This is a genomic window from Achromobacter spanius (assembly GCF_003994415.1).
In the GTDB taxonomy this organism is placed as follows: Bacteria; Pseudomonadota; Gammaproteobacteria; order Burkholderiales; family Burkholderiaceae_B; genus Achromobacter; species Achromobacter spanius_C.
The window spans coordinates 3367400-3392812 of record NZ_CP034689.1; the positions used below are offsets into that span (position 1 = coordinate 3367400).

A 25413-nucleotide genomic window follows, 5' to 3' on the forward strand; every position below is an offset into this window, starting at 1 on the left:
CTGTCACGACGCCTGTCACGACGCTCATGCTGGCGCGTTGCTGCGTTCGTGGATAATGTCGGGTTTTCCCGGATGCGAATCGCACCCAAAGCCTGCCATGACGTCTGCCGCTTCTCCCTCTTACCAACGTTGGCTGATCGGTCTCTTGATGGGGCTGGTCACGCTGACGCCGATGGGTATCGATATCTACCTGCCGTCGTTGCCCGCCATGGCGGCGGGGTTTGGCGAACCCGTCACCGCGCTGCAGGCCAGCATCACGCTGTTTATCTTCGCGGTGGGTTTGGGACAGATGTTGATCGGCCCCTTGGCAGACCGTTACGGACGTCGGCCGGTGGCCCTGGGCGGGGCCATGGCGTATCTGGCGGGTTCGGCGCTGGGCGCCGCCGCGTCCACGCTTGAGGTGTTTTATGTCGCGCGTGTCATACAGGGCTTGGGCGCGTGTTCGGCGTCGCTGGTGGCGTTTGCCGCCGTGCGCGACAAGTTCAGCCCCGCCGTGGGTGCGCGGGTCTACAGCTATTTGAATGGCGCCTTGTGCTCCGTGCCCGCGTTGGCGCCCATGCTCGGTGGCGCGCTGGCCGTACATGCCGGCTGGCGCGCCACCTTTGTCTTCATGGTGGTGTTCGCCTTAGCCTTGATAGTGTTGTTGGCGCGGCGTTTTGAAGAAACCCGCGCGGCGCCAACCGCGCCAACCGCGCCTCGAACCCCGCTCTACAGCCTGCCTCGGTATCTGCCCATCGTGGCCAGCGGGCGTTTTTTGTACTTCGCCCTGTTTGGCATGGCAGGCATGGCGATGATTCTGGTGTTCGTGTCGGCGGCGCCTGTGGTGCTGGTGCAGCAACTCGGCTACAACGAGCTGGGCTTTTCGGCTTGGTTCGGCGGCAACGCCGCCATCAACATTGCGGCTTTCTTTCTGGCGCCCGCGTTCATTGCCCGGTTCGGGCGCCACACGATGGTACGGGTCGGCATGGCCGCATTGCTGCTGGCGTCGGCCATGCATGCTGCCGCGTGGTGGTGGATGCCGCTGTCGGCCTGGATATTCATGCTGCCCGTTGCCGTGCTGACAGTAGGGTTTTCGCTGGCCTTGGGTTCCGGCCTGAGCCTGGCGCTGGAGCCCTTCGCCGATCGCGCCGGCACGGCCGCCGCGGTGTACGGCTTGTTCCAGATGAGCGGTTCGGCCGTGGTGGCAACGGTGTTGCTCGACAGTGGCATGGCGCCCCAAGCCGCGATGGCGCTGATCGGCCTGGTGATCGTGGCGCCGCTCTTGTGCCTGTCGCCTGGCATGGCGCGGCGGCTCCGCGGCTGAACTGCGCGGATCCGCTTGCGCTAGTATCCAGGAAACCCTTTTCTGGAGACAACATGGCCCCGGATTCCGATTCCTTGAATAACAAAGCGCCGCTGGAGCCGTTGCTGCTGCGCACCTCGGCAGGCGGCGTCGTGACGCTGCGCTTGAACCGGCCCTCGCAGTTCAACGCACTGTCCGAAGGTCTGTTGGCCGCCTTGCAACAAGAAATTGATGCCTTGGCCCGTGACCCCGATGTGCGTTGCGTGGTGCTGGAGTCCACGGGCCGGGCATTTTGCGCGGGCCATGACCTGCGCGAAATGCGCAGCCAGCCTTCCCTGGACTACTACCGCGCCCTGTTCCGCCAATGCGGCAGGGTCATGCAAGGTTTGCAAGCCCTGCCCGTGCCCGTCATCGCCAAGGTCCACGGTATTGCGACGGCGGCGGGCTGCCAACTGGTGGCCAGTTGCGATCTGGCCGTTGCCGCGGACACGGCGCGCTTTGCCGTGTCGGGGATCAACGTGGGCTTGTTTTGCTCGACGCCCGCCGTGGCGCTCAGCCGCAACGTGTCTGCCAAGCGTGCCTTCGAAATGCTGGTCACCGCGCGCTTTATCGACGCGGCGCAGGCGCGGGACTGGGGCCTGATCAACGATGCCGTGCCCGAGGCCGAACTGGATGCGCGGGTCAACGCGTTGGCGGCGGACATCCTGGCCAAGAGCCCTGCCGCCATCCGCTACGGCAAACGCATGTTCTACCAGCAGCGCCAGATGGCGTTGGCGGATGCCTACGACTATGCCGGCGACGTGATGGCCCGCAACATGATGGAAGCCGACGCCTGCGAAGGCATCGACGCCTTCCTGCAAAAGCGCGCGCCGCGCTGGCAGTCCTAGGCGAAGAAGGCCAGCGCCCATCCGCCGGCGGCCGCCAGCAGCACCACCCACACGGCCGACCAGCGGGCATAGACCAGCAAGGCGAACAGCAGCAAGGCAAGGCCGAAATCGGTCTTGTTCAAGATGGCGCTGGTCCAGACCGGGTCGTACAGTGCCGCCAACAAGATGCCGACCACGCTGGCGTTCACGCCCGCGATCATGTTGCGCACGGCAGGACGCCGCCGCAGGCTTTCCCAGAACGGCAAGGCGCCCGCCACCAGCAAGGCGCCGGGCAAGAAAATCACGCCCAACAGCGCCAGCCCGCCCATCCAGCCCGACAGCGGGCCGGACGACAAGGCGCCCAGGAAAGCCGCAAAGGCGAACAGCGGCCCCGGCATCGCTTGCGCCGCGCCGTAACCGGCCAGGAAGTCGGCGCTGGAAACCATGCCGCCCGATACCGCCGTGGCGTCCAGCAAGGGCAGCACCACATGGCCGCCGCCAAACACCAGGGCGCCCGCCCGATAGAAGCCGGCAATCTGGCCGGCCGCCGCCGTGTTCGACACGGCCGCCCAGATGGGCAGGCCCACCAGCAACACCACGAAAAGCACCAGCGCGACATAGGCCGCACCACGCGATACTCCCTGAGTATGGCTGGCCATGATGGGCCGGGGTGGCAGTTGCAGTGCCACGGCCCCCACCACGGTGCCCAGCAAGATGGCGCTTATCTGGCCCCAGGCCGTGGGCAGAACAAGGGTGATCAGGGCGGCCGCCACGGCCAGGCCGGCCCGCGGGTGGTCGGGGCACAGCGTGCGACCCATGCCCCACACGGCCTGGGCCACGATCGCCACGGCGGCGATTTTCAGGCCATGGATAACGGCCGACCCGGATAGCCAGCCGAAGTGGGCCAGGCCCATCGCAAAACCCATCAGCGCCAGGGCCGTGGGCAGCGTGAATGCCAGCCAGGCAGCCAGCATGCCGGCCCATCCGGCGCGGCGCAGACCGATCGCCATGCCGACCTGGCTACTGGCAGGGCCTGGCAAAAACTGGCACAAGGCAACCAGATCTGAATAAGCATAGTCATCCAACCACTGGCGTCGGTCGACGAATTCGGTGCGGAAGTACGCCAGGTGCGCCACCGGACCGCCGAATGAGGTCAGGCCCAGGCGCAGGAATACCAGGAAGACTTCAAGACAGGATCCGCGCGCCGGCTGCGCCTGTTCGTGGGTGGCGGGCTTGCTGGCGACGTGTTCGTCGTGGGAGGGGGGGTGCGGCATGGGGCGTGAGCTTCGTGGTCGGTCGGAGCGCTGGAACTTCGCCCCTGCTCCAAGCTTATAGCCGGGGCGCGCGCCGCTTTCAAGCACCGCTTTGAAGCGCCGTTGCCCGGAGTCATGGCCTAGAACTAAACCATATTCATGGCACTTCTGAACTGGGCCAATCTGCCGCATCCTACGGCTTGCTGATTACTTCGCCCTTTCAACAACAGCGTTTCCAAAAAAGGTAGACCCATGACCCAGCGGTTGGATTACTTCCAGGTGTCGGCGCCCTTGTCCAAGCACTACATGGACTTCAGCGCGGCCATGAAAAACGTACCCGTCATCAAGGAATTCGGCGACCTGGTCGACATCCGCGCCTCGCAGATCAACGGTTGCGGCTTTTGCCTGGACATGCACGTCAAGCAGGCCAGGATGCGTGGCGAACGCGAATTGCGTTTGCATCATGTGGCCATCTGGCGCGAATCGACATTGTTTTCGGCCCGCGAACGCGCCGCATTGGCCTGGACCGAGGCGCTGACCACCCTGCCCGCCCATGGCGTGCCCGACGACGTATATGAAGCCGTGCGCGCGCAATTGTCCGAAGCGGAAATCTCGGACCTGACGTTCCGCGTGGTCGCCATCAACGGCTGGAACCGCTTGAACGTGGCGTTTCGCACGGTGCCCGGTTCCGCCGACGCCGCCTTCGGCCTGGACAAGGCCGGTTTGAACTAAGCGCCAGCCGCTACATCAACGCCCGGATCCGCAAACCGAAATCGTAAGCCTGCTCTTGCGACGCAATGTTGGTGAACCCCAGCAGCAGGCCTGAGGGCGGATCGGGCAACGTCGACCATCGGGACAAGGGATGCGCGTAAAGACCTTGTTCCAGCATGCGCGCCGCCAATGCTTGGTCGCCCGGCTTGCCGTCCATACGCGCCACCAGATGCATGCCGCCTGGTTGCGGGTCGATCCGCAGTTGCGTGCCCAGCGCGGCCTTCAAGCCCGCCGCGGTGGCTTCGCGACGTTCGCTATACAACCGCCGCATCCGTTGGATGTGCCGTCCAAAATGCCCTTCGCTGATGAAGGCGGAGAGGATCGCCTGCGTAATGGCCGGCGCGCCACCCGACAGCAGTCGGCTGATGCGGTCAAAGCGCGCCACTTGCGCGTCGGGCACCACCAGATACGCCAGCCGCATGCCGGGAAACAGCACCTTGCTGAACGAACCCGCATACAGCACGCGCCCCTGCGTATCCAGGCTCTTCAACGCGGGCAGCGGGCGGCTCACATAGCGGTATTCTCCGTCATAGTCGTCTTCCACAATCCAGGCCTGCTTGCGCTCGGCCCAATCCAGCAAGGCCTGCCTGCGCGGTAGCGACAAGGACATCGACAGCGGGCTTTGGTGGGCCGGGGTCACCACCGCTGCCCTGGCCTGCCCCGCGCGCGCCTCGCCTTGCGCCACCATCAAGCCATCCGCATCCACCGGCACCGGCACGGCATCCAGCCGGGCTTGCGCCAGCAGCGCGCGCGTGGGCGGATAGCCGGGGTCTTCCACCCAGACGCGGTCGCCGGGCGCAAGCAAGGCCTGGATGATCAACTGCATCGTGTAGTTGTAGCCAGACGTGATGTAGACCTGCGCGGGCTGGCAATGTATGCCGCGCGCCACCCGCAGATAAGCCGCCACCGCGGTACGCAGGTCTGGCAACCCATCCGACGGCGGATACGACAGGTCGGGCGCCTGCACGCTGCGTAATTGGCGCGCACCCAGGCGGGCCCAAAGCTTGCGCGGAAAAGCGTCCAGGGCCGGTATGCCCATCTGGAACGGCAGAATGCGGGGCGGACGAGGCCAGCCGTGCTCGTCGTCAGCCGCTTCGACAGGCGTGACGACAGCGGGTGCGGCGGCCTGCGGTTGCAGGTCCGGCGCGACGATAGTGCCGGCTTGCCCGCGCGCCTGGATATAGCCTTCGGCGGCCAGCAGGGAATACGCCACTTCGATCGTGCCGCGCGCCACCCCCATGTCCTTGGCCAGCGCGCGGGCTGACGGAATGCGGTCGCCGGGTTTCAGCGTGCCTTCCGCGATGGCGCCGCGAAACCGCTCATAGACCTGGCGGTAAAGCGGGTCGGTGCTGTCCGGGGCAAGCGGTCGCTGGGCCTCGGGGCGGCGGCTGATCATGGCATAGTCCAAAGTTCAATTTATGGCTCTTTAAATTATGGCATGCCAAACCTACGATGACGGCTGAATCAACCCTTATGACATCAGCCCCTATGCAAACCGCCATGGCCGACCCTGCCCTGCGCCACATCGAAACCGAAGACGAATTACGCGCCTGCCTGCCGCTGATGCGTGAGCTTCGGCCCCACCTTGTGGACACCGACGACTTCACCGCCCGCATCCGCCGCATGCGCGATCAACGCTACCACCTGCTGGCGGGCATTGACGGCGATACGCCCGTGGCCCTGGCCGGCTACCGCTACCAGGAAAACCTGCTCTACGGCCGCTTCATGTATGTGGACGACCTGGTGGTGGACGCCTCGCGGCGCGGCGGCCGCTGGGGCGCACGCCTGTTGCAAGCGCTGGACGGCCTTGCACGCCATGCGGGCTGCGCAAAATTGGTGTTGGACACCGGTCTGGCCAATTCGCTGGCCCAACGCTTCTACTTCCGGCAAGGACTCTTGAGCAAGGGCCTGCACTTCAGCAAAAACCTGGACACGACGACCGCATGAACATTCTTCACCTCACCTGCAGCCCGCGCGGCCGCGCCTCCGAAAGCCGGCGCCTGTCGCAACGCATCATTCAAGGCCTGGTCGACGCCGCTGACGGCGCCACGCCCGCCATCGTGGAAATCGACGCCACCCGCCTGCCCCCTGTGGACCACGAGTATGCCCTGGCGTTAAGCGCGCCGGCAGACCCGGCGGACGAGGTCCTGGCCCGGGGCGCGCTGCAACGATCCAGCGAACTGATCCAGGCCCTGCAAGACGCCACGCACATCGTCATCGCCACGCCCATGCATAACTTCACGGTGCCGTCGGCGTTGAAAGTCTGGATTGATCATGTGGTGCGGGTGCGCAGCACGTTTCGCATCACCGCCGAAGGCAAGGTCGGTAATCTGCGGGATCGCCCGGTGTACGTGGCCGTGTCGTCGGGCGGTGAATTCCTGGGCGACGCGGCACGCCAGCCTGATTTCCTGACGCCGTATTTGAAGCATGTGCTGGGCACGATCGGCCTGCACAACGTGACCTTTTTTTCGGTGCAAGGTACGGCTCGCGGCGACGCGGCATTGCAGGCGGCGCGCGCCGTGGCGGAAGCCGATATTGCCGCGCATCCGCTCGCGCTGGCATCCGTCATCTGATCGCGGCCAGGCCTGGTAATTCTTCATAAGTGCTTGTTTACCAGGCCTTTCAGCCACGTCCGCTTATTAAATCGGGTCGCATTGACACCGCGGAAACGCGCACACTACGCTAGGCCGCAAGCAAGAGGCGCCAGACCCTGATCATGGCTTCTTAACGAAGCACCATCACGCATACGGCGTACTTCGCCCGACCGATTCGTTTTATTGGAGACGTGCGATGACCCGGTGCCAGCCACTCCTGTTCATGACCGTCCTGTTTGCGTTAAGCGCTGGGTTTTCGGCGCCGTCGCAGGCCGCTTGCAGCGATCAGAAAATTATGACGATGGCCGACGATGGCAAATCGGTAAAGGCCATCGCCAAAGCCTGCAACATGACGGTGGCCAAGGTGCGCGCCGCCATGCAAAGCAAGGACGACGATGGCGACGGCCTTGCCGCCGCCGCGCCAGCCGCCCCGGTGCCCAAGAAATTGCCGTCCGGCGCCGGTCTGGCCAGTTGCGACTGCCAGGGCACCGTGCCCTATGGCGACAAAGCGCCCGAACAGCGCTGCGAAAGCGGTATGTCGATGGCGACGCCGTGCGCCGGCTATTGCCCGCCGCGCGGCATTGCGCCGTGGCGCCGCGTGTGCAGCTAGGCGGCGGGCCTCTTCCCAGGCCTTGTCCAGCTTGCTTCTTACATCGCAGGCGCCATTTCCGGGCGGGCATGCACTTGATGAATACGCAGGCCATCGCGGCGCGTCACCTCGAAATTCCATTCGTGCAGGCGAATCGTGTCGCCGGCGTCGGGTAGCCGGCCTACCGCGCGCAGCAGGCAGCCCGCCAGCGTGGCGTCCGGGTAATCGTCGACCAGGCCAGGAATGTCCAGCAAGCGTGCGGTCTCGCCCACCGACAAACCGCCTTCCAGCAACCAGGAACCGTCAGACAACGGCAACGCTTCGGGCTGGTCTTCGCTGTGTTCAGGCAATTCGCCCCCCACGGCGGTCAGCACATCCATCGGCGTGACCAGACCTTCGCAGACGCCGTGCTCGTCCACCACAATCAACATGTGGTCGCGCGTGGCGCGCAGTTCTTCCAGCACCTTCAGCACCGGCATCGTCTCCATGACGTAGCGCGGTTCGCGCGCCAGGTCCACCAGGTCGATGGGCCCGGGGTTGCGCAGCAGCGGCAGCACGTCCTTGAAGTGCAGCACTCCCAAGACGTTGGACGCATCGCCCGCGCAAAGCGGCAAGCGCGAATGGCCGCTTGCGAACTTGCGCACAATGGTTTCCGATGAGTCGGCCACATCCAGCCAGACCATGTCGCCGCGCGGCACCATGATGGAACGCACATCGTGCGCACCCACGGAAAGCACGCGCTCGATCATGGAACTTTCTTCGGGCGCGAAAGCGGGTTCATCGCCCGCGCTGTCCACCAGCGCCACCATCTCGTCGGCCTGTTGGCCCGGCTGGCCGGCGCGGCCAGTATGCAGCAGCCGCAACACGGCCTGCGCCGTGCGTTGGCGGCGGCCAAGCGCATGCGTACCCTTGGCGCGGTTACGCCGGGCCAATTGGTTGCACAGCTCGATCAGGATGGAAAAACCAATGGCGGCGTACAGGTAACCCTTGGGCACATGGAAGCCCAGACCTTCGGCCACCAGGCTGAAGCCGATCATCAGCAACAGGCCCAGGCACAGGATCACCACGGTGGGATGGCGGCCCACGAACGCCATCAACGGACGGCTGGCCACCATCATGACGGCCATCGCCAGCACCACGGCAATCATCATGATGCTGAGTTCCTGCACCATGCCGACGGCGGTAATGACCGAATCCAGCGAGAACACGGCGTCCAGCACCACGATCTGCAGGATGACCTGCCAGAAGATCGCGTGCTGCGGCTTCTGCCCGGCCTCGTGGCCGGCGCTGCCTTCCACGCGCTCGTGCAATTCCATCGTTCCCTTGAAGAGCAGGAACAGGCCGCCCAGGATCAGGATCAGGTCGCGTCCGGAAATCTCGCTGCCCCATACGGTGAAGAGCGGCGCCGTCAACGTCACTACCCACGCAATGCTGGCCAGCAGGCCCAGGCGCATCAGCAAGGCCAGGCTCAGGCCGATCAGCCGCGCGCGGTTGCGCTGCTCGGGCGGCAGCTTGTCCGCAAGAATGGCGATGAACACCAGGTTGTCGATGCCCAGAACAATTTCAAGAATCACCAGCGTCGCCAGGCCAAGCCAGGCGGTGGGGTCGTTCATCCAGTCAAAAATCATTGTTGGTCCGCGGGTATCGGGCGTGCGCGCGCAATGGCGCCGCCTTGCTGTAGATGGAAAGCGTGGGTAAGCAGAGAGGAGTTTGGCAGGCCGCGAAGGCGACTGGGGTTTGCACCCGGTGGTGCGCGGCACGCGACGGGCGGCGCGGCGGCAACACGGATTGGTGCGGGGCGCCGTGTCGATACGGCAGCCTGTCGGCGTAGAGAAAGCAAAGGCGGGCGCCGGGGCGCCCTGCCAGGAGGAGGTTCTTGAGTCATTGAAGGCGGTGTTCACGGGGTTGCTTTTGCAAGCAATGGGCGTAACACCGCTGGGCTCTCGTTCTTACTGGAAGCTGAATAATACCTGAAAGGCGTTTCGACTTCTGTTGGTGCAAGCCCGGGCCTCAGCGCCTATCCGCCGAGCCTCGCGATCCGGACGATACGCCAGAACCCGACATGCCCTTGCTATCCGGCGCGCCCGCCTAGCTGCCGCCGCTGGACTGGCGCCCGCCTTGACCGCTGTGTTGGTCACCGCGCTTGCCGCCATCCGGGGCATCCTCGCCGCGCCTGGGCGCCGCGTTTGAATCGTTGGATTTCGGCTGGGGCGTTCCGGTCGTTTCTTCAGGAGTGGGCATTTTCTTCTTGCCCTGGCTTTCCACTCCCGGAACCGGCTCGCGGATGGCGTTGGCGGGCGCCATCTTTTCGTCGGCCGTAGGCATCGGCATGGAGGGCGGCGGCGCGGCCTGTGCCACCAACGTGGTCTGGCTCGTCTGCGCCGTGCCGGCCTGCCAGGGCAATAGCGCCAGCAGGGCGGACACGAATAGCAGTTTGTGGCTTTTCATCGTTGTCTCCCAATTAATGACAGTGACAAACGCAATGCCAACGGATAAGGAGTGGGTGAGGAATTGTTTTCGAGTACGCCGCAAGTCGCGTGCCTGCGCCAACACGGCAGCGTGTCAGGGGCTGAGCATGTCGGACAAGGCGTCGCCCAGTTCCTTGACCGCGCCGGTCACGCCTTGGGCGGCGCCCTCCGCGCCCACGCCGATGGCTCGGCCGAAGCCCTGCGCCACTTGCGCGGCAAAACCGCGCGTGACGGAAAACTTGGGGTTGTCCAGGCTGCCACGCAAGGCGAACTGGAATCGCAAGGCGCCGGTGTTGTCTTTCATGGCGGCCAGAACGGCTTTGCGCGGCAGCGAAAAAATCGATCCGTCGCCGCTGAATTTCATGTCGCGCAGCGCCACGGCGCCCGATGCCCGCAAATTCTGTTTGACGATGGCCGTGGTCATGTCCAGGTCCAGCGCCCCGCCAGTCAAGGTGCCGGCGCCGTTTTCCGCCAGGTACGGCGCGGCGTGGCGGATATCCATATTGCGCACCGCGATTTTCATCTCTGAATCGGTGCCGCCAATGGCCACCCAGCCTTGCGCGCGCACGGTCGATTCGCCATTGCGGTTGTCTTCCACGTCGCCGGCGAATTCGATGTTGCTGTGCGCGCCCTCTCCCGGAATCACCACGGGACTCAGCCGCGCCTGCACATTCTTGAACGCAATACGATGGGCGGGCTTGGCCATGGCGGCGTCCAGGAACTCCAGCCGCCCGTCGCGCAGCACCAGTTGCGTGATTTCGATGGGCATGCGGGCGCGCGTGCGGCCCTCGCCCCCTTGCATTGCCGTCTTCAAGGCAGGCGCAATCTGCATATCGCCATCGGCGGTACGCACGACGGCAAAATCGAAGCCCTCGATGATGACGGCGTCGAACACCGCTTCGTGCCGCAAGAACCCGGACCAACGGGGCTCAAGCACCACCCGCTTGGCGCGCGCCTCAGCCTGCCCTGACGCGCCTGGCACCAAGACGTCGGTCAATACCACCTGCCGGAAACGGACCTGAACATCGCCCACCTGGCTGCGCGGTCCCAGCAAGCTTGAAACGCGCTGTTCGACGATACGTACAGCGGCAAAGGCCAGAATGGCCGCCAGCGCAATCAGCATCAGCAGCACCGCCAGGGTGGTACCCAAGGCGGAGCGCTGGCGCGATGCGGGGGCAAGCGGGTTCATGAGCAATCCTGGATAAAGCCAACGAGAGGATGGTCGAACGAAAGCAGGGTCAGAAAGGCTGGGTCAAAGAGGCTGAGTCAGAAAGACAGGGGCAAACAGGCATGGTCAAAGATAAGGCAACATATTTCAATGGCCGAAAAGGATGATGGCGGCAAACCGTCCCCCCAAGCAAATGGCCCCGGCCACGCCTGTCAGAGGGCGTGGACGAGGCCGTCGGGATACGCGCTGCCGGTATGCGGTCTCAAGGCGCGATCAAAACGCTAGCGTTGCGTCTTGTTTTGCTGACCCGGGTTCTGGCCCTGCTGGCCTTGCCCCTTGTCGATCTGCTGGCCAGGCTGTTGCCCTGACTGCTGACCGGGTTGCTGGCCCGATTGCTGGTTGCGGTCCTTGGGATTTTCCTGGGCCTGTTGTTTTTGCGGCTGCTTTTGCTGGTCGGGCTGGTTCTGATTGGACATTGCAAGTCTCCTAGAGGGCGGAACAGTTCCGCCGGACTTGCTATAGCAACTGGCGTGCCCAAACGCCATGCGCGCCGAGGGATGCGGGAAGCCACGCGCGCAGACACCGATTCCTCGGTAAGAATTACCGCCGTCGCCGACTATTGCGTCGTCACGCGCACGGGGGGGCCGGGCTCGGCATCCGCGCCGTCAAACGCTTCAATCCAGGACGACGCATAACTGGCCGACGCAGACAGCGGCGCCACCCCGTCGCGTTGCGTGCGCAGGCGCAGCATCAGCTCGTCCAGCGTCATGGGCCGGCCCAACGCGAAACCTTGGCCATATCGGCAACCCGCCGCACGCAAGGCAGGAATGTCGGCGACGTTCTCGACCCCTTCGGCCACCACGCGCCAACCCATGCGGGTAGCAAGCTCAGCGGCGCTGCGCAGCACTTCGAACGCTACGGCGCTGCGCCGCATGCGCGTCACGAAATACTGGTCGATCTTGACTTCGGAAAGCGGAATGGCCGACAGCAGCTTCAACGAGGCATACCCGGTACCGAAGTCGTCCAGGCTGACCTCGCAGCCCGCGTCCTCAAGCTTCATGAGCGACGCGCGCAAGACATCAAGGTCCTTGATGGGCTGGTCTTCGGTCAGTTCGACACGCACCAGCGAGGCCGGAAGCTCCGCCGCGCGGATGCGTTCAAGCAGAAAGGCAACCGAGCGATCATCGGCAAGCGTGGTGGCAGGCGCGTTGATCGCGACCGGCACCGCCACGCCCATCCGGCGCATGGTCAGCAGCACATCAATCACGCGCAGGCAAACGCGCTCGAACAACTGCTTGTCCATGCCCATGCGGTTGACGGCAGGAATGAACTCGGCCGGCATGACCAGCCCAAGGCGCGGATGCTGCCATCGCGCCAGCGCCTCGGCCGACACGATCCTGCCTGTCAACAAATCCATCTGGGGCTGCAACAGCACGCGCAGCCCGTCTTTTCCTGTAATCATGGCGGCGATTTCATCATCGCTGACCACCGAGCTCGTGGAAGCCTCGTGATTCGGCGTCATGTCTACGCTCCTGGCGCATCCCTGGATGAAGCCTGCGCTGTCCAGGCGCAGACAGGGACACATTGGGACATGAGTTCACTGTGGGCTTACCGCGATCGCGTGTCACCAAAATTATCGATAACGCGACCGCACTTGTTTTTTTATGCCATTTTGCGCAATTGTTCCAGGCAAATTTGCGTGCTTCAGATGCTGGATTCACATTAATGTAACGGTCCGTATACGCAGACATCCTTGTCGACATGCTAGGGTTTGCGTCCTACGCCTTTCCCCCTGCCTGAAGCTGCCCTGTTCTAGCGTGACAAAACTGCTCTCCCTCTGGCGCGCCTCGCTGCGCAATGTGCTGTGGCTGGACGCCCTGCAAGCCGCCGCGATCAGCGCGGCCCCCGTCATTCTGGCCGTGCTGGCGCACGAACCCCGCCTGGGCTGGACCGCCATCGCCGCCTTCTGGGCCTGCTTCGGCGACCCCGGCGGGCCGTTACGCCAGCGCGCGGGTTCCATGCTGGCGCTGGGGCTGATCGGCGCCTTGTTCTGCTTCCTGGCCAGTGCCAGCGCCGGACATCTGTGGCTGCTGCTGCCGCTGACCTTCGTCTGCTGCACCTTTGGCGGGCTGCTGCGGGTGCTGGGGCCTGCCGCCGCCATCGTCGGCACGCTGCTGTCGGCCGGGTTCGTGGTGGCGGCCGAACTGCCCGCGCCGACCATGGCCGAAAGCCTGTCCTACACGCTGTTCTTTCTGGCCGGCGCGGTCTGGGCCATGTTGATGACCGCGCTGGTGTGGCGCAGGCGGCCCTGGAAAGACGCGACCCACGCGGTCGCCCACTGCTATCGCGGCCTGGCCGACTTTGCCGATGCCCTGGCGCGCATGTATTCCGGCCTGACCCCAACGGGCGGTCCCCAGGCGTGGACGGCCGTCACCAAGCCGCAACGCAGTGCGCAGCGGGCGGCATTGGAAGCGGCCCGGGTGCGTATCCGTGAAGTGCAGGACACCCGCCCCTCGCGGCGCGCCCGCGCGCACCAACTGATGTATCTGCTGGACAGCGCCGAAGACAGCTTCATTGCGCTGGTGGCCGCGGCGGACCTGCTGGAATCCAATGCGCCCCGCTGGCTGGGCCGCAGCGCGGGCGCGCACCTGTCCCATGCGCTGCACCGCTACGCCAGCGTGTGCAACGCCATCGCCAGCACGTCCGACGTTGGTGACGCCAAACAGGCGCAATGCCTGCGCGAGCGGCTGGCGCACTTCAGCGCCGGCCTGCATGATCTGCGTGGCGGTGCAATGGCGTATGCGCCCGATCTGGCCTCGATCGTGCCAGTGCTGGACCGCATGCTACACACCGCCCAGGCCGTCATGCAGGCGCTGTTCGACCAAGGCGACACGCCCACGGCGCCGGTCGCCGTTCCAGGCCTGGCAAGCCGCGCGCGCCAGGCTGCCCGCACCTTGCGCCAGAACCTGGGGGTGGAGTCCGACGCCTTTCGCCATGCCCTGCGCGGGGGGGTGGGCGCCACCATTGCCGTGGCGTTGTCCAAGACCTTTGCCGTCAATCACGGCTATTGGATGTCGCTGACCTTGGTTTTCATCCTGCAGCCCTATTTCGCCACTACCTGGCAGCGCACGCTAGAGCGGGTGATTGGCAGCGTGGCCGGCGCCATCGGCGCGTCATTGCTGGGCCTGTTGTTGAGCACGCCGCTGTCCGTGGCCTTGGCGGTGCTGCCCATTGCGCTGGGCACCTTCGCCGCCCGCACCATCCATTACGCGCTGTTCACCTTCTTCCTGACCTCTCAGTTCGTGCTGGTCAGCCATATCCAGCAACCCGAGATCTACGAACCCATGCTGGCCGCGCTGCGTGCCTTCAACAGCGTGTTGGGTGGCATTCTGGCCTTGTTGGTGGGCTTTCTGGTGTGGCCCGAAAAAGAACCGCGCCAATTGGCCGACGCGTTGACGCGCGCCCTGGATCGCCACGCCGCCTACGCCCTGGCGCTGATCCGCCTGAAAAGCAATTCCCAGGCGGATGCCGGCGCGGTCGACATTGTCGGCCTGCGCCGGCTGGCCTGCCTGTCGGCCGACAACGCCGAAGCGTCCTTGCAGCGGCTGCAGCAAAACCCCGTGCACCGCGACCGCAAGGTCGACACCGCCGTCAACCTGTTGAACGCCATGCGGCGCATTACCGCCGCCGGCACCGTGCTGGAAATCCAGCCGCCCTTGCCGCCCGACGCTCCGGCCGCCGCGCAGGCGCTGCAGGATTACGGCCTGGTCCTGGCGCACGCGCTGCATCCCCAGGACAATGCACCCGCTTTGGCCCCGCGCCAGTTCACGGTCCCGGCCGCCGTGCAGTCCGCCGACCCCGCGCTGGCCGGCCCCTTGGACCGCATCGCCCAACAGGCGCGCCAGGTGCGGCAACTGCGCGACCGCGTGGAAAAGGAAGCGCCGCGCTAGCCGTGGTTGACGCCGTCGGCAAAAAGTAGCGCCAAGTTGACGCGCGTCAATGGCGGGCCAGCCGGATCGCGCAACCATGGATTCATGGGAACGCTTATCAAGGAGGCCCGCCATGTACCGACGCATTTCCGTCCACCTGGACCACGGATTCGACTGCAAACGCCGCACCGCCTTGGCGCTGGCGCTAGCCAAACAGCATCAGGCGGACGTGGTCGGCATTTATGCCAACGCCGCGCCGCCCCAGTATTACTACGGTGAGTCCGTGCTGATGTCGCGCACGCTGGACGTCATGAAGGAACTGCAGGCGCAAAATCGGGGCGCGGTACAGAACGCCTTTCTGGAAGCCGCCGCGGCCGCCGACGTGCCCGCCGTGGTGCGCGCGGGCGATGCCGCGCCCAGCGCCACCGTTGCGCTGCACGCACGCAGCAGCGACCTTGTCATCATCAGCCAGTTCAACCGCGACGATGTCGACGCCGCGCACGAGACAGAATTCGTGGAACAGATGCTGCTGACCACCGGCCGGCCCGTGCTGGTATTGCCATCAAGCGGTGATTTTTCAGGCATAGGCAAACGCGTGCTCTATTGCTGGGACGGCAGCCGGGAAGCGGCCCGCGCCCTGGCCGACGCCGCCCCAGCCCTGCGCCTGGCGTCGCACCTGGTGGTGCTGACCATGGACGAAGGCGAAAATGCCGCCGGGCACGAAGTCGTGCCCTTCAACGACCTGGCCACGTACTGCGTCGCGCACGGCATGCCGGCGCCGGAACACGTGCGCCGCGCCATCAAGGGGGTGGGCGTGGGCAGCACCATCCTGAACGCGGTCGCCGACCACAGCGCCGACCTGATCGTGATGGGCGCTTATGGCCACAGCAAGTTCCGCGAATGGGCCATGGGCGGCGCCACCGCGTTCATCCTGCAAAGCATGACCGTGCCGATCATGTTCTCGCACTAAGCCCGCGACGAGCACGGGCCGCGACTCAGACCCGGGCCTGGCTCAGGCGGCTTGCGCGTGCGCGTCCCGCACCGGAGTCAGCACGGGCTTGCCGTTGACATGCGCCGTGGCGTTCTCCAGAAACAGTGCCACGGTGGCCGCCACCGCCTCCGGTGAGCGTCCCGCGCTGTGCGGGGTCAGCACCACGTTGTCCAACTGCTTGAGCGCGTCAGGAAGGTGGGGTTCGCCATCCACCACATCGAGCCCCGCCCCGGCGATGCCGCCGCTGGCCAGCGCCGCGATCAGCGCGTCGGTATCCACTACGCTGCCGCGCGCAATGTTCACCAGATAGCCCTCGGGGCCCAGGGCACGCAGCACCTCGGCATCCACCAGATGCCGCGTGCTGGCGCCGCCGGGTGTGGCGATGACCAGAAAGTCGGATTCAGCGGCCAGCGCGCGCGGGTTATCGAAATACGTGTAGCCCGTTTCGGGGCGCGCCCGCCGGTTGTAATAGCCGACCCGCATGCCGAACCCGTTCGCCCCACGGCGCGCGATTTCAAGGCCGATGGTGCCCAGCCCCAGAATGCCCAGGCGCTTGCCCGTCACCTGCGGCCCCATGAACCCGCTCCATTTTCCTTGCCGCACCCAGGCATCAGCCTGTGGCAGACGGCGGGCCGCGCCCAGCAACAGCGCCATGGCGTGGTCGGCCACCGACACGGCATTGGCGCCCGGCCCATTGGTGACCACGATGCCGCGCGCGGCCGCCGCAGCCAGGTCAATGTTTTCGTAGCCCACGCCCAGCGAACAGACCAGTTCCAGCTTGGGCATGGCGGCCATTTCATCGGCGCGCAGGCCGGTGGCGCCGCGCGTCAGGACGATGCGGATCTTGTCGGCGTGGTCCTGAATGGCTTGTTCTCGGGCTTGGTCGTCAGGCGCGTACACGGGCTGAAACCCGCGCGCCTGGATCTCGGGCAGATAGTCCTGCACGCTGTCGATCAGAATCAGTAAGGGAATGGGCATGTTGCTGCTGCGGATAGGCGGGTCGATGTAGGCGCCGAAATCTTACGCCTGGGGACCCTCATGCGCTACCCGCCGTCCAGGCAGCGGCCATTCCTCCTGGCAAAACTCGGGTGGCCCAGCCCGCGCGCGGCGCGGCCGGGCCGAGTTAGCAGCCATCAGAACGCTATATGCGCCCCATCAGCAGCATCACGATCAGCACGATCACGACAATGCCAAGCAGGCCGCTGGGGTAATAGCCCCAGCTTTTACTGTGCGGCCACGCCGGCACAGCGCCGATAAGCAGCAGGATCAGAATGATCAGCAGGATGGTCGACATGATGACTCCTCGTCGTTATTGATTCGAATTCTTGGATGGCAAGCGGGCATCAACGCTTTGGCGGCTCAATTTCCTTGACGGGCGGCGATAGCGGCGGCAGGTCCACCTCGGGTTGGTCGGTGTCCGGATCCACCGGCAGGTCTCCCGGCGGCGAACCCGGCGGGATGGGCTCGGGTTTCGGCGGCACGTGTAGATACTGTGTGGCTTGCATGGCACTCTCCTGTAGGGATCATCGCGAACCCCGCAAAACCACAGGGCCCGAAACAATCGATTCGCGGACATTTGTCGCTGAACCCCCCTCAGCAAGCGCCGTGCCCAAACCTTCAGCTTGCCGCAAGCGGCGTCAGGCACGGCGCTTGCTTGCGCTGCGCGCGCCTGTTTCCGGAGACAGCATGGACACCCGCACCCCGCATGCCGACACGGCGCCGAGCGCCATTGACCCCCCTTTGGTCTATGTGGACGACACTCTGCCGGGGTATCGCCGGGTACGGGTCAACGGCAGCACGTTTCATTACCTCGACGCGGATGGCAAACGCATTACCGACGATGCGGAAATTGAACGCATCAACAAGCTTGCAATACCGCCCGCGTATGAAGCCGTCTGGATCTGCCCCCTGGCCCACGGCCATCTTCAAGCCACCGGCCGCGATGCCCGGGGTCGCAAGCAATACCGCTATCACCCGGCTTGGGCCGCGCTGCGTGATGCGGGCAAATATCAAAACCTGCTTGCCTTCGGGCAGGCGCTGCCGCGCATCCGGCGCCGGGTGGCGCTCGACATGCGGGCGCGCGGGCTGACGCAGGACAAGGTGGTGGCCACGCTGGTACGGCTGCTGGAAACGACCTTGATCCGTATCGGCGCGCGCGAGTATGCGCGGTCCAACAAATCGTATGGCTTGACCACGCTGACGCGTCGCCACGCCACGGTGGCGGGCAGCAGCTTTCGTTTCCGGTTCGTGGGAAAAAGCGGCGTGCCCCATGACGTCACCGTCCGAGACCGCCGGGTGGCGCGCATCATCAAACGCTGCATGGAAATTCCAGGCCAGCAGTTGTTCCAGTACCTGGATGAAGACGGCGCCAAACATCCGGTGGATTCAGGCGCGGTAAATGCCTATTTGCGCGCGGCCGGCGATGGTGACTTTACCGCCAAGCATTACCGCACCTGGGCTGGCTCGGTGATGGCCCATGCCGCCCTGCAAGGCCAACCGATCGAGAGCGCCACGCAAGCGCGCCAACAGGTGGCCGACGTGATCAAGCAAGTGTCCAGGCGGCTGGCCAACACCCCCGCCGTGTGCCGCGCCTGCTATGTGCATCCGGCAGTGCTTGAAGCCTATCTGGAAGGCCGCTTGCCGCCAAAGACGCGCGCGCCAGACGGGCCGCGCGGCCTGCATGCCGACGAACGGCGGCTGCTGGCATTTCTGCAAAACCTGCCGTCACTGGACGTGCCCGCGCCGCCCACGCCCTCAGAGCAGATGTGAGCGCGCGTTCTTCGCGCGGGGCTGCGGCGCATCGCCGTCCGCCCAGTTCGATTCGGTCTGGTTGTCGACCACGATGCGTTTGTCGCGCGCGGCTTCGTTGGGCGTGGAGGCGTCTGGTTTGACTGGTTGTTTCGGCACATCGACGGGGCCGCGTGGCGGCAGTATCTTTGCGGTGTCGTCAGTGTCGGCCGCCGGGCGGGCGGCGTTGCCGGGTTTCGAAGCGGATCGGGATTTCATGATGCTGACTCCTGTCTGGTTTCGAGCATTCATCCTACGGCGGCTGACCCGTGCAAACCAAGGTCAGTATCTTCAAATTGCAAGCGGATGTGCCCGGCGCGGGGCGGGCGCGCCTTTGCCAAGCGCCACGGGCACTCACAAGGAGATGCAATGCGAGACCCAAACTTCGAGCAATGTGTGCAAGCCTGCTATGAATGCGCGGTGGCTTGTGACCAGTGCGCCGCGGGCTGCCTTGAAACCAACGCTACGCGGATGAAGCGCTGCATCAGTCTGGCGACGGATTGCGCCAGCGTGTGCCGCCTTTGCGCCGCCATGCTGGCGCGCAACGGCGAATTTTCCACCGCGCTTTGTACGTTGTGCGCCTTGGTCTGCGATGCTTGCGCCCGCGCTTGCGCGCCTTACCAGGACGTGGAACATTGCCAGATATGCGCGGGCGCCTGCCTGGCCTGCACGCTGGCTTGCCAAGATATGCTTGAAGCTTGACGCTTCGACACGCCACGCGGCCGCACGGGCAGGCCAGCGCTGGCGCCTACCCAGCCCGACTGCCAGGAGCTTCTAGATGGCCTCTACGAACACCCCTTTGCCTTCCGACTTTCCCGAGAACGGCCCGGACAATCGTGGGTCGCGCAGCCGCGCGCGCCATCCGGAAAGTTGGATCGATGAAATCGAAGCCACCTTGCGCGACGCCGACCCGGGCGATCTGGATGCGCTCAAGGCACGCCTGGCGGATCAGTTGGCGGCCACGCGGCGCAGCCTGCGCGACGCCTCTGACAACGCGGGCGACCTGATGCGCGAAACGATAGATTGCACCGAGGAATACATCCACGCTCGCCCGTGGCAAGCCATCGGGCTGGTGGCCGGCGCGGCGTTCTTGTTCGGCGTGGTGGTCGGACGCCAGTAAGCCACGGCAAGCGCCACCCCACAAGGTCCGGATCACGTCCGGACCTTGTTGCATTCAGCCTGGGTATTCAGCCTGGGGTTCAGGCCTTGCCCTGAGCCTTGTCCTCGGCCCTTTCCTTCGCATCGCCATAGGCCGCCTGCGTCTTGCCGGCCACTTTCTGGGCCGTGCCCTTGGCTTCGGTCGATGCGCTGCCTGTCGCCTTGCCTGCCACCTCCTTCACCTTGCCGGCGGCTTCGTCAATCTTGCCCTTCACCTGGTCCTTGTTCATGGCTGTCTCACTTTCATCGCGTTGACGGAATGCCGGCGCCAGAGTCGGCGCCGGTAGGGGCACTCTCGCAAGTGACGTGCCCAAACCGCGACAGCATGGCGGCCTGGGAACAGGGTTTGCTCCCCGCCTGCCTTGCCACGGCGCGGTCTTTTGCGCCATGCCACGACAACAGGAGCCCAACCATGAGCAAACCCAAGAGCACCACCGGCACCACCGACACCGGCGCCCGTCCGCACCCCACCCCACCCATGCCCGGCCAGCATCTGGAAAAGCCCGGTAATGAATCCGACATGGTGCTGAAACCGCAATATCAAGCGCCGGGTTACGCCGGCAGCGGCAAGCTGCAAGGCATGGCCGCCATCGTGACGGGCGGCGACTCCGGTATCGGCCGCGCGGTCAGCGTGCTGTACGCCCGCGAAGGGGCCGACGTCGCGGTCGTCTACCTGGACGAGCATGAAGATGCCGAGGAAACCCGCCGCGTCGTCGAAGCCGAAGGCCGGCGTTGCGTGCTCGTCCCGGGTGACGTGCAAGACCCGGCCTTTTGCAAGGATGCCGTGGCGAAGGCTGTCAACGCGTTCGGCAAGCTGGACATTCTGGTGAACAACGCCGCCTATCAGCAGCACTCCGAGTCGCTTGTCGAGATCAGTGACGACAAGTGGGACAAGACCCTGCGTACCAACATCACCGCCTATTTCTACATGGCGCGCGCGGCGCTGCCTCACCTGAAGGCCGGCGCCTCCATCATCAATACGGGTTCGGTGACCGGCCTGCGCGGCAGCGCCAAGCTGTTGGATTACTCGTCGACCAAGGGCGCCATCCATGCGTTCACGCGCTCGTTGGCCGCCAATCTTGCCGCTGACGGCATCCGGGTGAACGCGGTTGCGCCCGGCCCTGTCTGGACACCCTTGAACCCGGCCGACCAAAGCGCCCAGGCCATCAAGGAATTTGGCAAGAAGACGGACCTGGGCCGCCCGGCGCAACCCGAAGAAATTGCGCCGGCCTATGTGTTCCTGGCCGCGCCAGTCTGCGCCAGCTACATCACGGGCATCGTGCTGCCCATCACCGGCAGCGCGGGCGACTGACACACGATCGCGTCGGGGCGAGACCGGGGTTCAGGGCGTGGGCGAAGGCGCTTCAACGGTCTGGGGCGGCGTCAGCGGATCAAAGTCCTGCCATTTTCCGTCGCGCCAACGCCCCTGGGCGCGCTCGATGTCCTGCCCGCCAGACTCGCGCAGTACACGTCGCGCCCGCGCCTCTTGATCCGCCGTCACATGCAGCGCAAGCATGACGCCGGCCATGCGTATGGCCGGATGGGTTTCCTGTACGACGGGCGACACCGAGGTCTTGCGCCGGCCCCGCCCCACCACCCACATGGCGCCAACCAGCGCGCCCAGGTACGCGCCCACGCCCGCGGCCACGATCACGATGAACACGGAGGCCGCCATCTGGGCGGCGATGGCCCCGCCCACCAAGGCAAACAACAGACCCAGCGCGGACGCGCCGGCCACCGCACCCATGTGTCCGCCCTTTGCATCGGGGTCCGCCACGCGGTCGCCCCCGATGGGATAACGGGAATGGCTGCCCGCCGAATTGATATAGAACGTGTGGACGTCGTCTTCCGTAAAGCCTTCCTTGAACAGGTTTTGGGTGGCGACGGAGGCCTGGTCAAACGTCTGGAACCTGGCGGCAACGATCAAAGACATAGCGCTCTCCCGTAGGCGGACACGTGGTTGCGAATAGGCTGGAACCAGCAACTTGCATACCCGCGGCCCCGCCCGCAACGGCATGGCGCTTGCTAGGGCGCCTACAACGCGCGGCGCTACCCCACGCGCCGCTGCCTTGCCCTTCATCACCCGCAGCCGGCCCCTCTTGGAGAACGCCCATCATGGACATGTCTGGAGAAAGTGCAGATATTGCAGAACAGCAAGAAGATTTTTCCCCGCGCGCCGCGGCGCGTGCGCACGACCTGTCTTTGCTCGACTGGACCGCGCTGATCCTGGTGGTGGCAGGCGGCTTGAACTGCGGCCTGATGGCCGCCGTCAACCTGGATGTGTTTGCCCGCGTTTTTCCCCACGCGGTGGCGCGTGGCATACAAGGCCTGATCGGGCTGGCCGCGCTGCATTGCGTGGTCATGCTGTTCCGATGGGGAGGCGAGCCGGCTTGAGCACCCGGCTGCGCTTCGCCTCCCCCGGGTCGGTTTGGCCGCCGCCCCTTGGTATTCCGCCTCTTAGTTGCCCGGCTTGCGAATGCCCGGATACTGGCCGCCCTCTTCGAATTCCGCGCCCTTGGTATTGGGCTTCTTGTCGGCAGGCCGTTTGGCGGGTTCACGCGCCTCTCCATAGCCCGGCTTGTCGGCGCCGAACTGGCCGCTGTCGCGTGCGGCTTCGGTATCGTCCTTGGGCTCATTCGCTTTGGATTTTCCCGGATCTTGCTCGGTCTGCTGTGTCATTGCGTTCTCCGTATCGCTTAGGGCGACTTGCATCATGCGTGTCGCGTCACGTTACCCTGCGCAAGTGCCGTGCCTGGGAGGGTGGGAACGCCACTTGCGTCTGTAGAAGGAGTGCGAAGCCAAGGATGCCTGCATGGCGGACCTGAAGACCCGCCACGACAAGTAATCCGGAAAGCAATTCGGCAAGTGATTTGCGCAGTCAGCAAGCCAGGCAGGAATGCCGACGCGAACCTCAGGCGGCACTCCTGGAATCGCGCGGCCTGCTTTCTTCGCGAGGCAACACGACACCGGCGGCCGCGTATTCCTCAAGGCGGTTGTAGAGCGTCTTGGGGCTGATGCCGAGCATCAGCGCGGCCTGCTTCTTGACGCCGTTGCAGCGTTCCAGCGTGGCGAGTATCAGCCGCCGATCCGCTTCCGCCAACGTTTCGCCTACCGGCACACTGACTTCATCACCCGCTGAATCGCCGGCCGGCGACACCTGCGGCACCAGCATGTCGACCCCCAACACGTCGCCGTCGGCCATGATGAAGGCGCGCCGCACAAAGTTCTTGAGCTCGCGCACGTTGCCGGGCCATTCGTATTGCTTGAGCAGTTCAGCGGCCTCGGGTGAAAAGTCCTTGTTCTTGCCGGACTCCTGGTTTTGCGCCTGCAGAAAACGGCGCGCCAACAGCAGGATGTCGTCACCGCGCTCGCGCAAGGGCGGTAGCTCGATCGGAAAGACGCTCAGGCGGTAATAGAGGTCTTCGCGTAGCTTGCCTTCCTGCACGGCCTGTTCCGGGTTGCGGTTGGTGGCCGCCACGATGCGGATGTTGCAGCTGATCTCGCGGTTGGTGCCCACGCGCATGAACTGTCCGGTTTCCAGCACCCGCAACAGCTTGACCTGCAAGTCCAGCGGCATCTCGGTCACTTCATCCAGGAACAGCGTGCCGCCGTCCGCGCGCTCGAAGTAGCCCTTGTGTTGGCGATCAGCGCCGGTAAAGCTGCCGCGCTCATGGCCGAACATTTCGCTTTCGATCAGGTTCGGCGATATCGCGCCGCAATTTACGGCAATGAATGGCCGCTGCCGGCGTGTGCTGAGTTCATGGATCGCATGCGCGGCCAGTTCCTTGCCCGTGCCGCTTTCGCCGATCAACAGCGTCGTGACGTTCGTGGGCGCCACGCGCCCGATCTGGTGGTAGAGCTCGACCATGCGGGGTGACTCGCCGTACAGCTTGCCGAAGCGTCCGGGTTCCTCGAATGGCATGCCCGGCAATTCGCCACCGGCATTCGTCACAACGCGCGTCAGAATTTCATTCAGCCGTTCCATGCAGATCGGCTTGACCAGAAAATCGCTCGCGCCCAGGCGCAAGGCCTGCACCGCGTAATCCACCGTGCCATGGCCGGTCATCACAACGACTTCAGCACTGGCCACGGCCGCATTCTTGAAAATGTCCAGACCATTGCCGCCAGGCAGGCGGACGTCGGTCAGCACCAGATCCGGCGCTTGCCGTTCCAGCTGTATCAGGGCATCTTTGATACTGCCTGCCACCGCCACCGAAAAACCGCTGTCGCGGCCCATTTCGGCCAGTGTTTCCCGTATCGCGTCGTCGTCATCGACGACAAGCAGATGAGGCATAGCTTCTCCGTGTAGACGTGCGAGGGTTTAGGTGAATGTCGCCGTGCGTTTACCAGTGTGAGAATAGACAGTCTGGCGGCAGAATGCGTAAAGAATCGATACTGTCCAATAAAGTTTTCGAATGCTTGCAACTCGTCGCAAACGAGCGGCAACCTCGCCACTACGATTGTGCTGTCGCGTAAGGCCCCGGCGGCCCGAGGTAAACGTATGGCAAATCGCACCACCGCGCGGCGTGACAGTGCGCCCGTGTCCCCGGTTACTCCCATGGATGTGACCGGCATGTCTGCCGTCATGCAAAAGTTGGCAACTCAATTGCAATTGGCGGCGGCCACCGACGCCAGTGTATTCATCGTGGGAGAAAGCGGCGCGGGCAAGGAGATCATTGCCCGCGCCATTCATGACGCCAGCGAGCGGCGCGGTGCGCCGTTCGTGGCCGTGAACTGCGGCGCGATCAGCGGCACCCTGGCCCACGCCGAACTGTTCGGCCACGAAAAAGGCAGTTTCACCGGCGCCGTGGCCCAGAATGCCGGCTACTTCGAATACGCCAGCGGCGGCACCTTGTTCCTGGACGAAGTCACCGAAATGCCGCCCGACATGCAGGTGCATTTCCTGCGCGTACTGGAAGCGGGAACGTATCAGCGCGTGGGCGGCACCGACCTGCTGCGCGCCAACGTGCGGATCATCTGCGCCAGCAACCGCGACCCGGCCGTGTCCGTTGCGGACGGCCGTCTGCGCCAGGATTTCCTGCACCGCCTGCTGGTCATTCCCTTGCGCGTGCCGCCGCTGCGCGAGCGCGGCGACGACGCCGTGATCCTGGCGCAGCAGTTCCTGGATGCCCTCAATGCAAGGCACGACACGCACAAGACATTCTCCAAGCGCATGCTGGAGGCCATCGCGCAGCATGACTGGCCAGGCAACGTACGCGAGCTGCGCAACGTCGTGCAGCGCGCCTACATCCTGGCGGATACGCAACTGGACGCCAACCTGCTGACCCGTGCTCCGGCCAGCCAGCAGGCCGAACTGCGCGAAGGCGCCATGAGCATTCCGGTGGGCATGCCGCTGGACCGGGCGCAACGCGCCTTCATCCTGGCCACGCTGGCCCATCATGGCGGCGACAAGCGGCGCACGGCGGACACATTGGGCGTGAGCTTGAAGACCTTGTACAACCGCCTGGACGTCTACGAAAAAGAAGGCTTGGCCAGCGGCTGAGCAGTTCTTACCTTCCACTTGTAATACGGTCGTTGTCGCAGGCGGCGCCCTGCA

At 64.9% G+C, this 25413-nt stretch carries 29 protein-coding genes; 14 read left to right on the forward strand and 15 right to left on the reverse strand.

Annotated features, from left to right (window positions below; translation table 11 throughout):
- Window positions 1-97: 97 nt before the first annotated feature.
- The gene (locus ELS24_RS15280; protein WP_127184628.1) at window positions 98-1303 is read left to right on the forward strand and encodes a multidrug effflux MFS transporter; all 1206 of its coding nucleotides are present in this window, start codon (window positions 98-100) and stop codon (window positions 1301-1303) included.
- 53 nt (window positions 1304-1356) lie between these two features.
- A complete protein-coding gene (locus tag ELS24_RS15285) occupies window positions 1357-2169 on the forward strand; it encodes an enoyl-CoA hydratase (RefSeq protein WP_127184629.1) in 813 nt (270 codons plus the stop codon).
- Here the strand turns inward: ELS24_RS15285 and chrA are convergent.
- Window positions 2166-3422 (reverse strand): chromate efflux transporter, encoded by a 1257-nt coding sequence (chrA, locus tag ELS24_RS15290; RefSeq protein WP_127184630.1) that lies wholly within the window; start codon window positions 3420-3422, stop codon window positions 2166-2168. The two genes, ELS24_RS15285 and chrA, sit on opposite strands and share 4 nt — an antisense overlap.
- 231 nt (window positions 3423-3653) lie before the next feature.
- Here chrA and ELS24_RS15295 point away from each other — a divergent pair, with 231 nt between their 5' ends.
- Entirely contained in the window at window positions 3654-4133 is a 480-nt protein-coding gene (locus ELS24_RS15295) for a carboxymuconolactone decarboxylase family protein (protein WP_050444738.1), read from the forward strand.
- Between the two features lie 10 nt (window positions 4134-4143).
- Here ELS24_RS15295 and ELS24_RS15300 read toward each other — a convergent pair whose 3' ends face one another.
- Window positions 4144-5568: a PLP-dependent aminotransferase family protein gene (locus tag ELS24_RS15300; protein ID WP_050444737.1), complete on the reverse strand. Its 1425-nt coding sequence runs from the start codon at window positions 5566-5568 to the stop codon at window positions 4144-4146.
- 104 nt (window positions 5569-5672) lie between these two features.
- On the opposite strand from ELS24_RS15300, the gene ELS24_RS15305 reads away from it, so the two are divergent.
- The 3 genes from ELS24_RS15305 (at window position 5673) to ELS24_RS15315 (ending at window position 7376) form a co-directional block, all read left to right on the forward strand.
- Window positions 5673-6119 (forward strand): GNAT family N-acetyltransferase, encoded by a 447-nt coding sequence (locus ELS24_RS15305; protein ID WP_127184631.1) that lies wholly within the window; start codon window positions 5673-5675, stop codon window positions 6117-6119.
- Window positions 6116-6745, forward strand: coding sequence for an FMN-dependent NADH-azoreductase (locus ELS24_RS15310; protein WP_127184632.1), 630 nt, complete (start codon window positions 6116-6118; stop codon window positions 6743-6745). Before ELS24_RS15305 ends, ELS24_RS15310 begins: the two co-directional genes overlap by 4 nt.
- Window positions 6746-7061: 316 nt before the next feature.
- Window positions 7062-7376 (forward strand): hypothetical protein, encoded by a 315-nt coding sequence (locus tag ELS24_RS15315; RefSeq protein ID WP_232311905.1) that lies wholly within the window; start codon window positions 7062-7064, stop codon window positions 7374-7376.
- A gap of 38 nt (window positions 7377-7414) precedes the next feature.
- Here ELS24_RS15315 and ELS24_RS15320 read toward each other — a convergent pair whose 3' ends face one another.
- The 5 genes from ELS24_RS15320 to ELS24_RS15340 form a co-directional block, all read right to left on the reverse strand.
- Window positions 7415-8983, reverse strand: coding sequence for a TerC family protein (locus tag ELS24_RS15320; RefSeq protein ID WP_127184633.1), 1569 nt, complete (start codon window positions 8981-8983; stop codon window positions 7415-7417).
- 460 nt (window positions 8984-9443) lie between these two features.
- Window positions 9444-9803 carry a hypothetical protein gene (locus ELS24_RS15325; RefSeq protein WP_240669315.1) on the reverse strand — a complete coding sequence of 120 codons (360 nt, stop codon included), beginning with the start codon at window positions 9801-9803 and terminating at the stop codon, window positions 9444-9446.
- Window positions 9804-9917: 114 nt separating this feature from the next.
- Window positions 9918-11012 (reverse strand): DUF748 domain-containing protein, encoded by a 1095-nt coding sequence (locus ELS24_RS15330; protein WP_127184634.1) that lies wholly within the window; start codon window positions 11010-11012, stop codon window positions 9918-9920.
- A gap of 260 nt (window positions 11013-11272) precedes the next feature.
- On the reverse strand, window positions 11273-11467 hold the full coding sequence (locus ELS24_RS15335; protein ID WP_050444732.1) for a hypothetical protein: 195 nt from the start codon (window positions 11465-11467) through the stop codon (window positions 11273-11275).
- Window positions 11468-11607: 140 nt separating this feature from the next.
- Window positions 11608-12513: an EAL domain-containing protein gene (locus tag ELS24_RS15340; RefSeq protein WP_050444731.1), complete on the reverse strand. Its 906-nt coding sequence runs from the start codon at window positions 12511-12513 to the stop codon at window positions 11608-11610.
- Between the two features lie 295 nt (window positions 12514-12808).
- Between ELS24_RS15340 and ELS24_RS15345 the strand changes: the two genes are divergently transcribed.
- On the forward strand, window positions 12809-14941 hold the full coding sequence (locus tag ELS24_RS15345; RefSeq protein ID WP_127184635.1) for an FUSC family protein: 2133 nt from the start codon (window positions 12809-12811) through the stop codon (window positions 14939-14941).
- 112 nt (window positions 14942-15053) lie between these two features.
- Complete coding sequence (locus tag ELS24_RS15350; RefSeq protein ID WP_050444729.1) at window positions 15054-15890, forward strand: universal stress protein; 837 nt, start codon at window positions 15054-15056, stop codon at window positions 15888-15890.
- 42 nt (window positions 15891-15932) lie between these two features.
- Here the strand turns inward: ELS24_RS15350 and ELS24_RS15355 are convergent, their stop codons facing one another.
- From ELS24_RS15355 to ELS24_RS30950, 3 genes are all read right to left on the reverse strand, one after another.
- Window positions 15933-16889, reverse strand: coding sequence for a 2-hydroxyacid dehydrogenase (locus tag ELS24_RS15355; protein WP_127184636.1), 957 nt, complete (start codon window positions 16887-16889; stop codon window positions 15933-15935).
- A 163-nt stretch (window positions 16890-17052) separates the two neighbouring features.
- Complete coding sequence (locus tag ELS24_RS15360; RefSeq protein ID WP_083447189.1) at window positions 17053-17205, reverse strand: DUF3309 domain-containing protein; 153 nt, start codon at window positions 17203-17205, stop codon at window positions 17053-17055.
- A gap of 49 nt (window positions 17206-17254) precedes the next feature.
- Window positions 17255-17416 carry a hypothetical protein gene (locus ELS24_RS30950; RefSeq protein ID WP_164741258.1) on the reverse strand — a complete coding sequence of 54 codons (162 nt, stop codon included), beginning with the start codon at window positions 17414-17416 and terminating at the stop codon, window positions 17255-17257.
- 181 nt (window positions 17417-17597) lie between these two features.
- On the opposite strand from ELS24_RS30950, the gene ELS24_RS15365 reads away from it, so the two are divergent.
- Complete coding sequence (locus tag ELS24_RS15365) at window positions 17598-18680, forward strand: DNA topoisomerase IB (RefSeq protein ID WP_127184637.1); 1083 nt, start codon at window positions 17598-17600, stop codon at window positions 18678-18680.
- Here the strand turns inward: ELS24_RS15365 and ELS24_RS15370 are convergent.
- The gene (locus tag ELS24_RS15370; RefSeq protein WP_050444726.1) at window positions 18666-18917 is read right to left on the reverse strand and encodes a hypothetical protein; all 252 of its coding nucleotides are present in this window, start codon (window positions 18915-18917) and stop codon (window positions 18666-18668) included. The genes ELS24_RS15365 and ELS24_RS15370 overlap by 15 nt on opposite strands.
- 150 nt (window positions 18918-19067) lie before the next feature.
- Here ELS24_RS15370 and ELS24_RS15375 point away from each other — a divergent pair, with 150 nt between their 5' ends.
- Both ELS24_RS15375 and ELS24_RS15380 read left to right on the forward strand, forming a co-directional pair.
- Window positions 19068-19400, forward strand: coding sequence for a four-helix bundle copper-binding protein (locus ELS24_RS15375; protein ID WP_050444725.1), 333 nt, complete (start codon window positions 19068-19070; stop codon window positions 19398-19400).
- 76 nt (window positions 19401-19476) lie between these two features.
- Complete coding sequence (locus ELS24_RS15380) at window positions 19477-19818, forward strand: DUF883 family protein (protein WP_050444724.1); 342 nt, start codon at window positions 19477-19479, stop codon at window positions 19816-19818.
- Window positions 19819-19897: 79 nt separating this feature from the next.
- On the opposite strand, the gene ELS24_RS15385 is transcribed toward ELS24_RS15380, so the two are convergent.
- Entirely contained in the window at window positions 19898-20086 is a 189-nt protein-coding gene (locus tag ELS24_RS15385; RefSeq protein WP_050444723.1) for a CsbD family protein, read from the reverse strand.
- Window positions 20087-20268: 182 nt separating this feature from the next.
- Here ELS24_RS15385 and ELS24_RS15390 point away from each other — a divergent pair, with 182 nt between their 5' ends.
- On the forward strand, window positions 20269-21168 hold the full coding sequence (locus tag ELS24_RS15390) for an SDR family oxidoreductase (RefSeq protein ID WP_127184638.1): 900 nt from the start codon (window positions 20269-20271) through the stop codon (window positions 21166-21168).
- A 30-nt stretch (window positions 21169-21198) separates the two neighbouring features.
- Here the strand turns inward: ELS24_RS15390 and ELS24_RS15395 are convergent, their stop codons facing one another.
- Window positions 21199-21789: a hypothetical protein gene (locus tag ELS24_RS15395; RefSeq protein WP_127184639.1), complete on the reverse strand. Its 591-nt coding sequence runs from the start codon at window positions 21787-21789 to the stop codon at window positions 21199-21201.
- Window positions 21790-21971: 182 nt separating this feature from the next.
- Between ELS24_RS15395 and ELS24_RS15400 the strand changes: the two genes are divergently transcribed.
- Window positions 21972-22250: a DUF378 domain-containing protein gene (locus ELS24_RS15400; protein WP_127184640.1), complete on the forward strand. Its 279-nt coding sequence runs from the start codon at window positions 21972-21974 to the stop codon at window positions 22248-22250.
- A 63-nt stretch (window positions 22251-22313) separates the two neighbouring features.
- On the opposite strand, the gene ELS24_RS15405 is transcribed toward ELS24_RS15400, so the two are convergent.
- On the reverse strand, window positions 22314-22535 hold the full coding sequence (locus ELS24_RS15405; protein WP_050444719.1) for a hypothetical protein: 222 nt from the start codon (window positions 22533-22535) through the stop codon (window positions 22314-22316).
- Between the two features lie 232 nt (window positions 22536-22767).
- Window positions 22768-24150, reverse strand: a complete 1383-nt coding sequence (locus ELS24_RS15410; protein ID WP_127184641.1) for a sigma-54-dependent transcriptional regulator — start codon at window positions 24148-24150, stop codon at window positions 22768-22770.
- A gap of 291 nt (window positions 24151-24441) precedes the next feature.
- On the opposite strand from ELS24_RS15410, the gene ELS24_RS15415 reads away from it, so the two are divergent.
- Complete coding sequence (locus ELS24_RS15415) at window positions 24442-25359, forward strand: sigma-54 interaction domain-containing protein (RefSeq protein ID WP_240669556.1); 918 nt, start codon at window positions 24442-24444, stop codon at window positions 25357-25359.
- Window positions 25360-25413 lie beyond the last annotated feature (54 nt).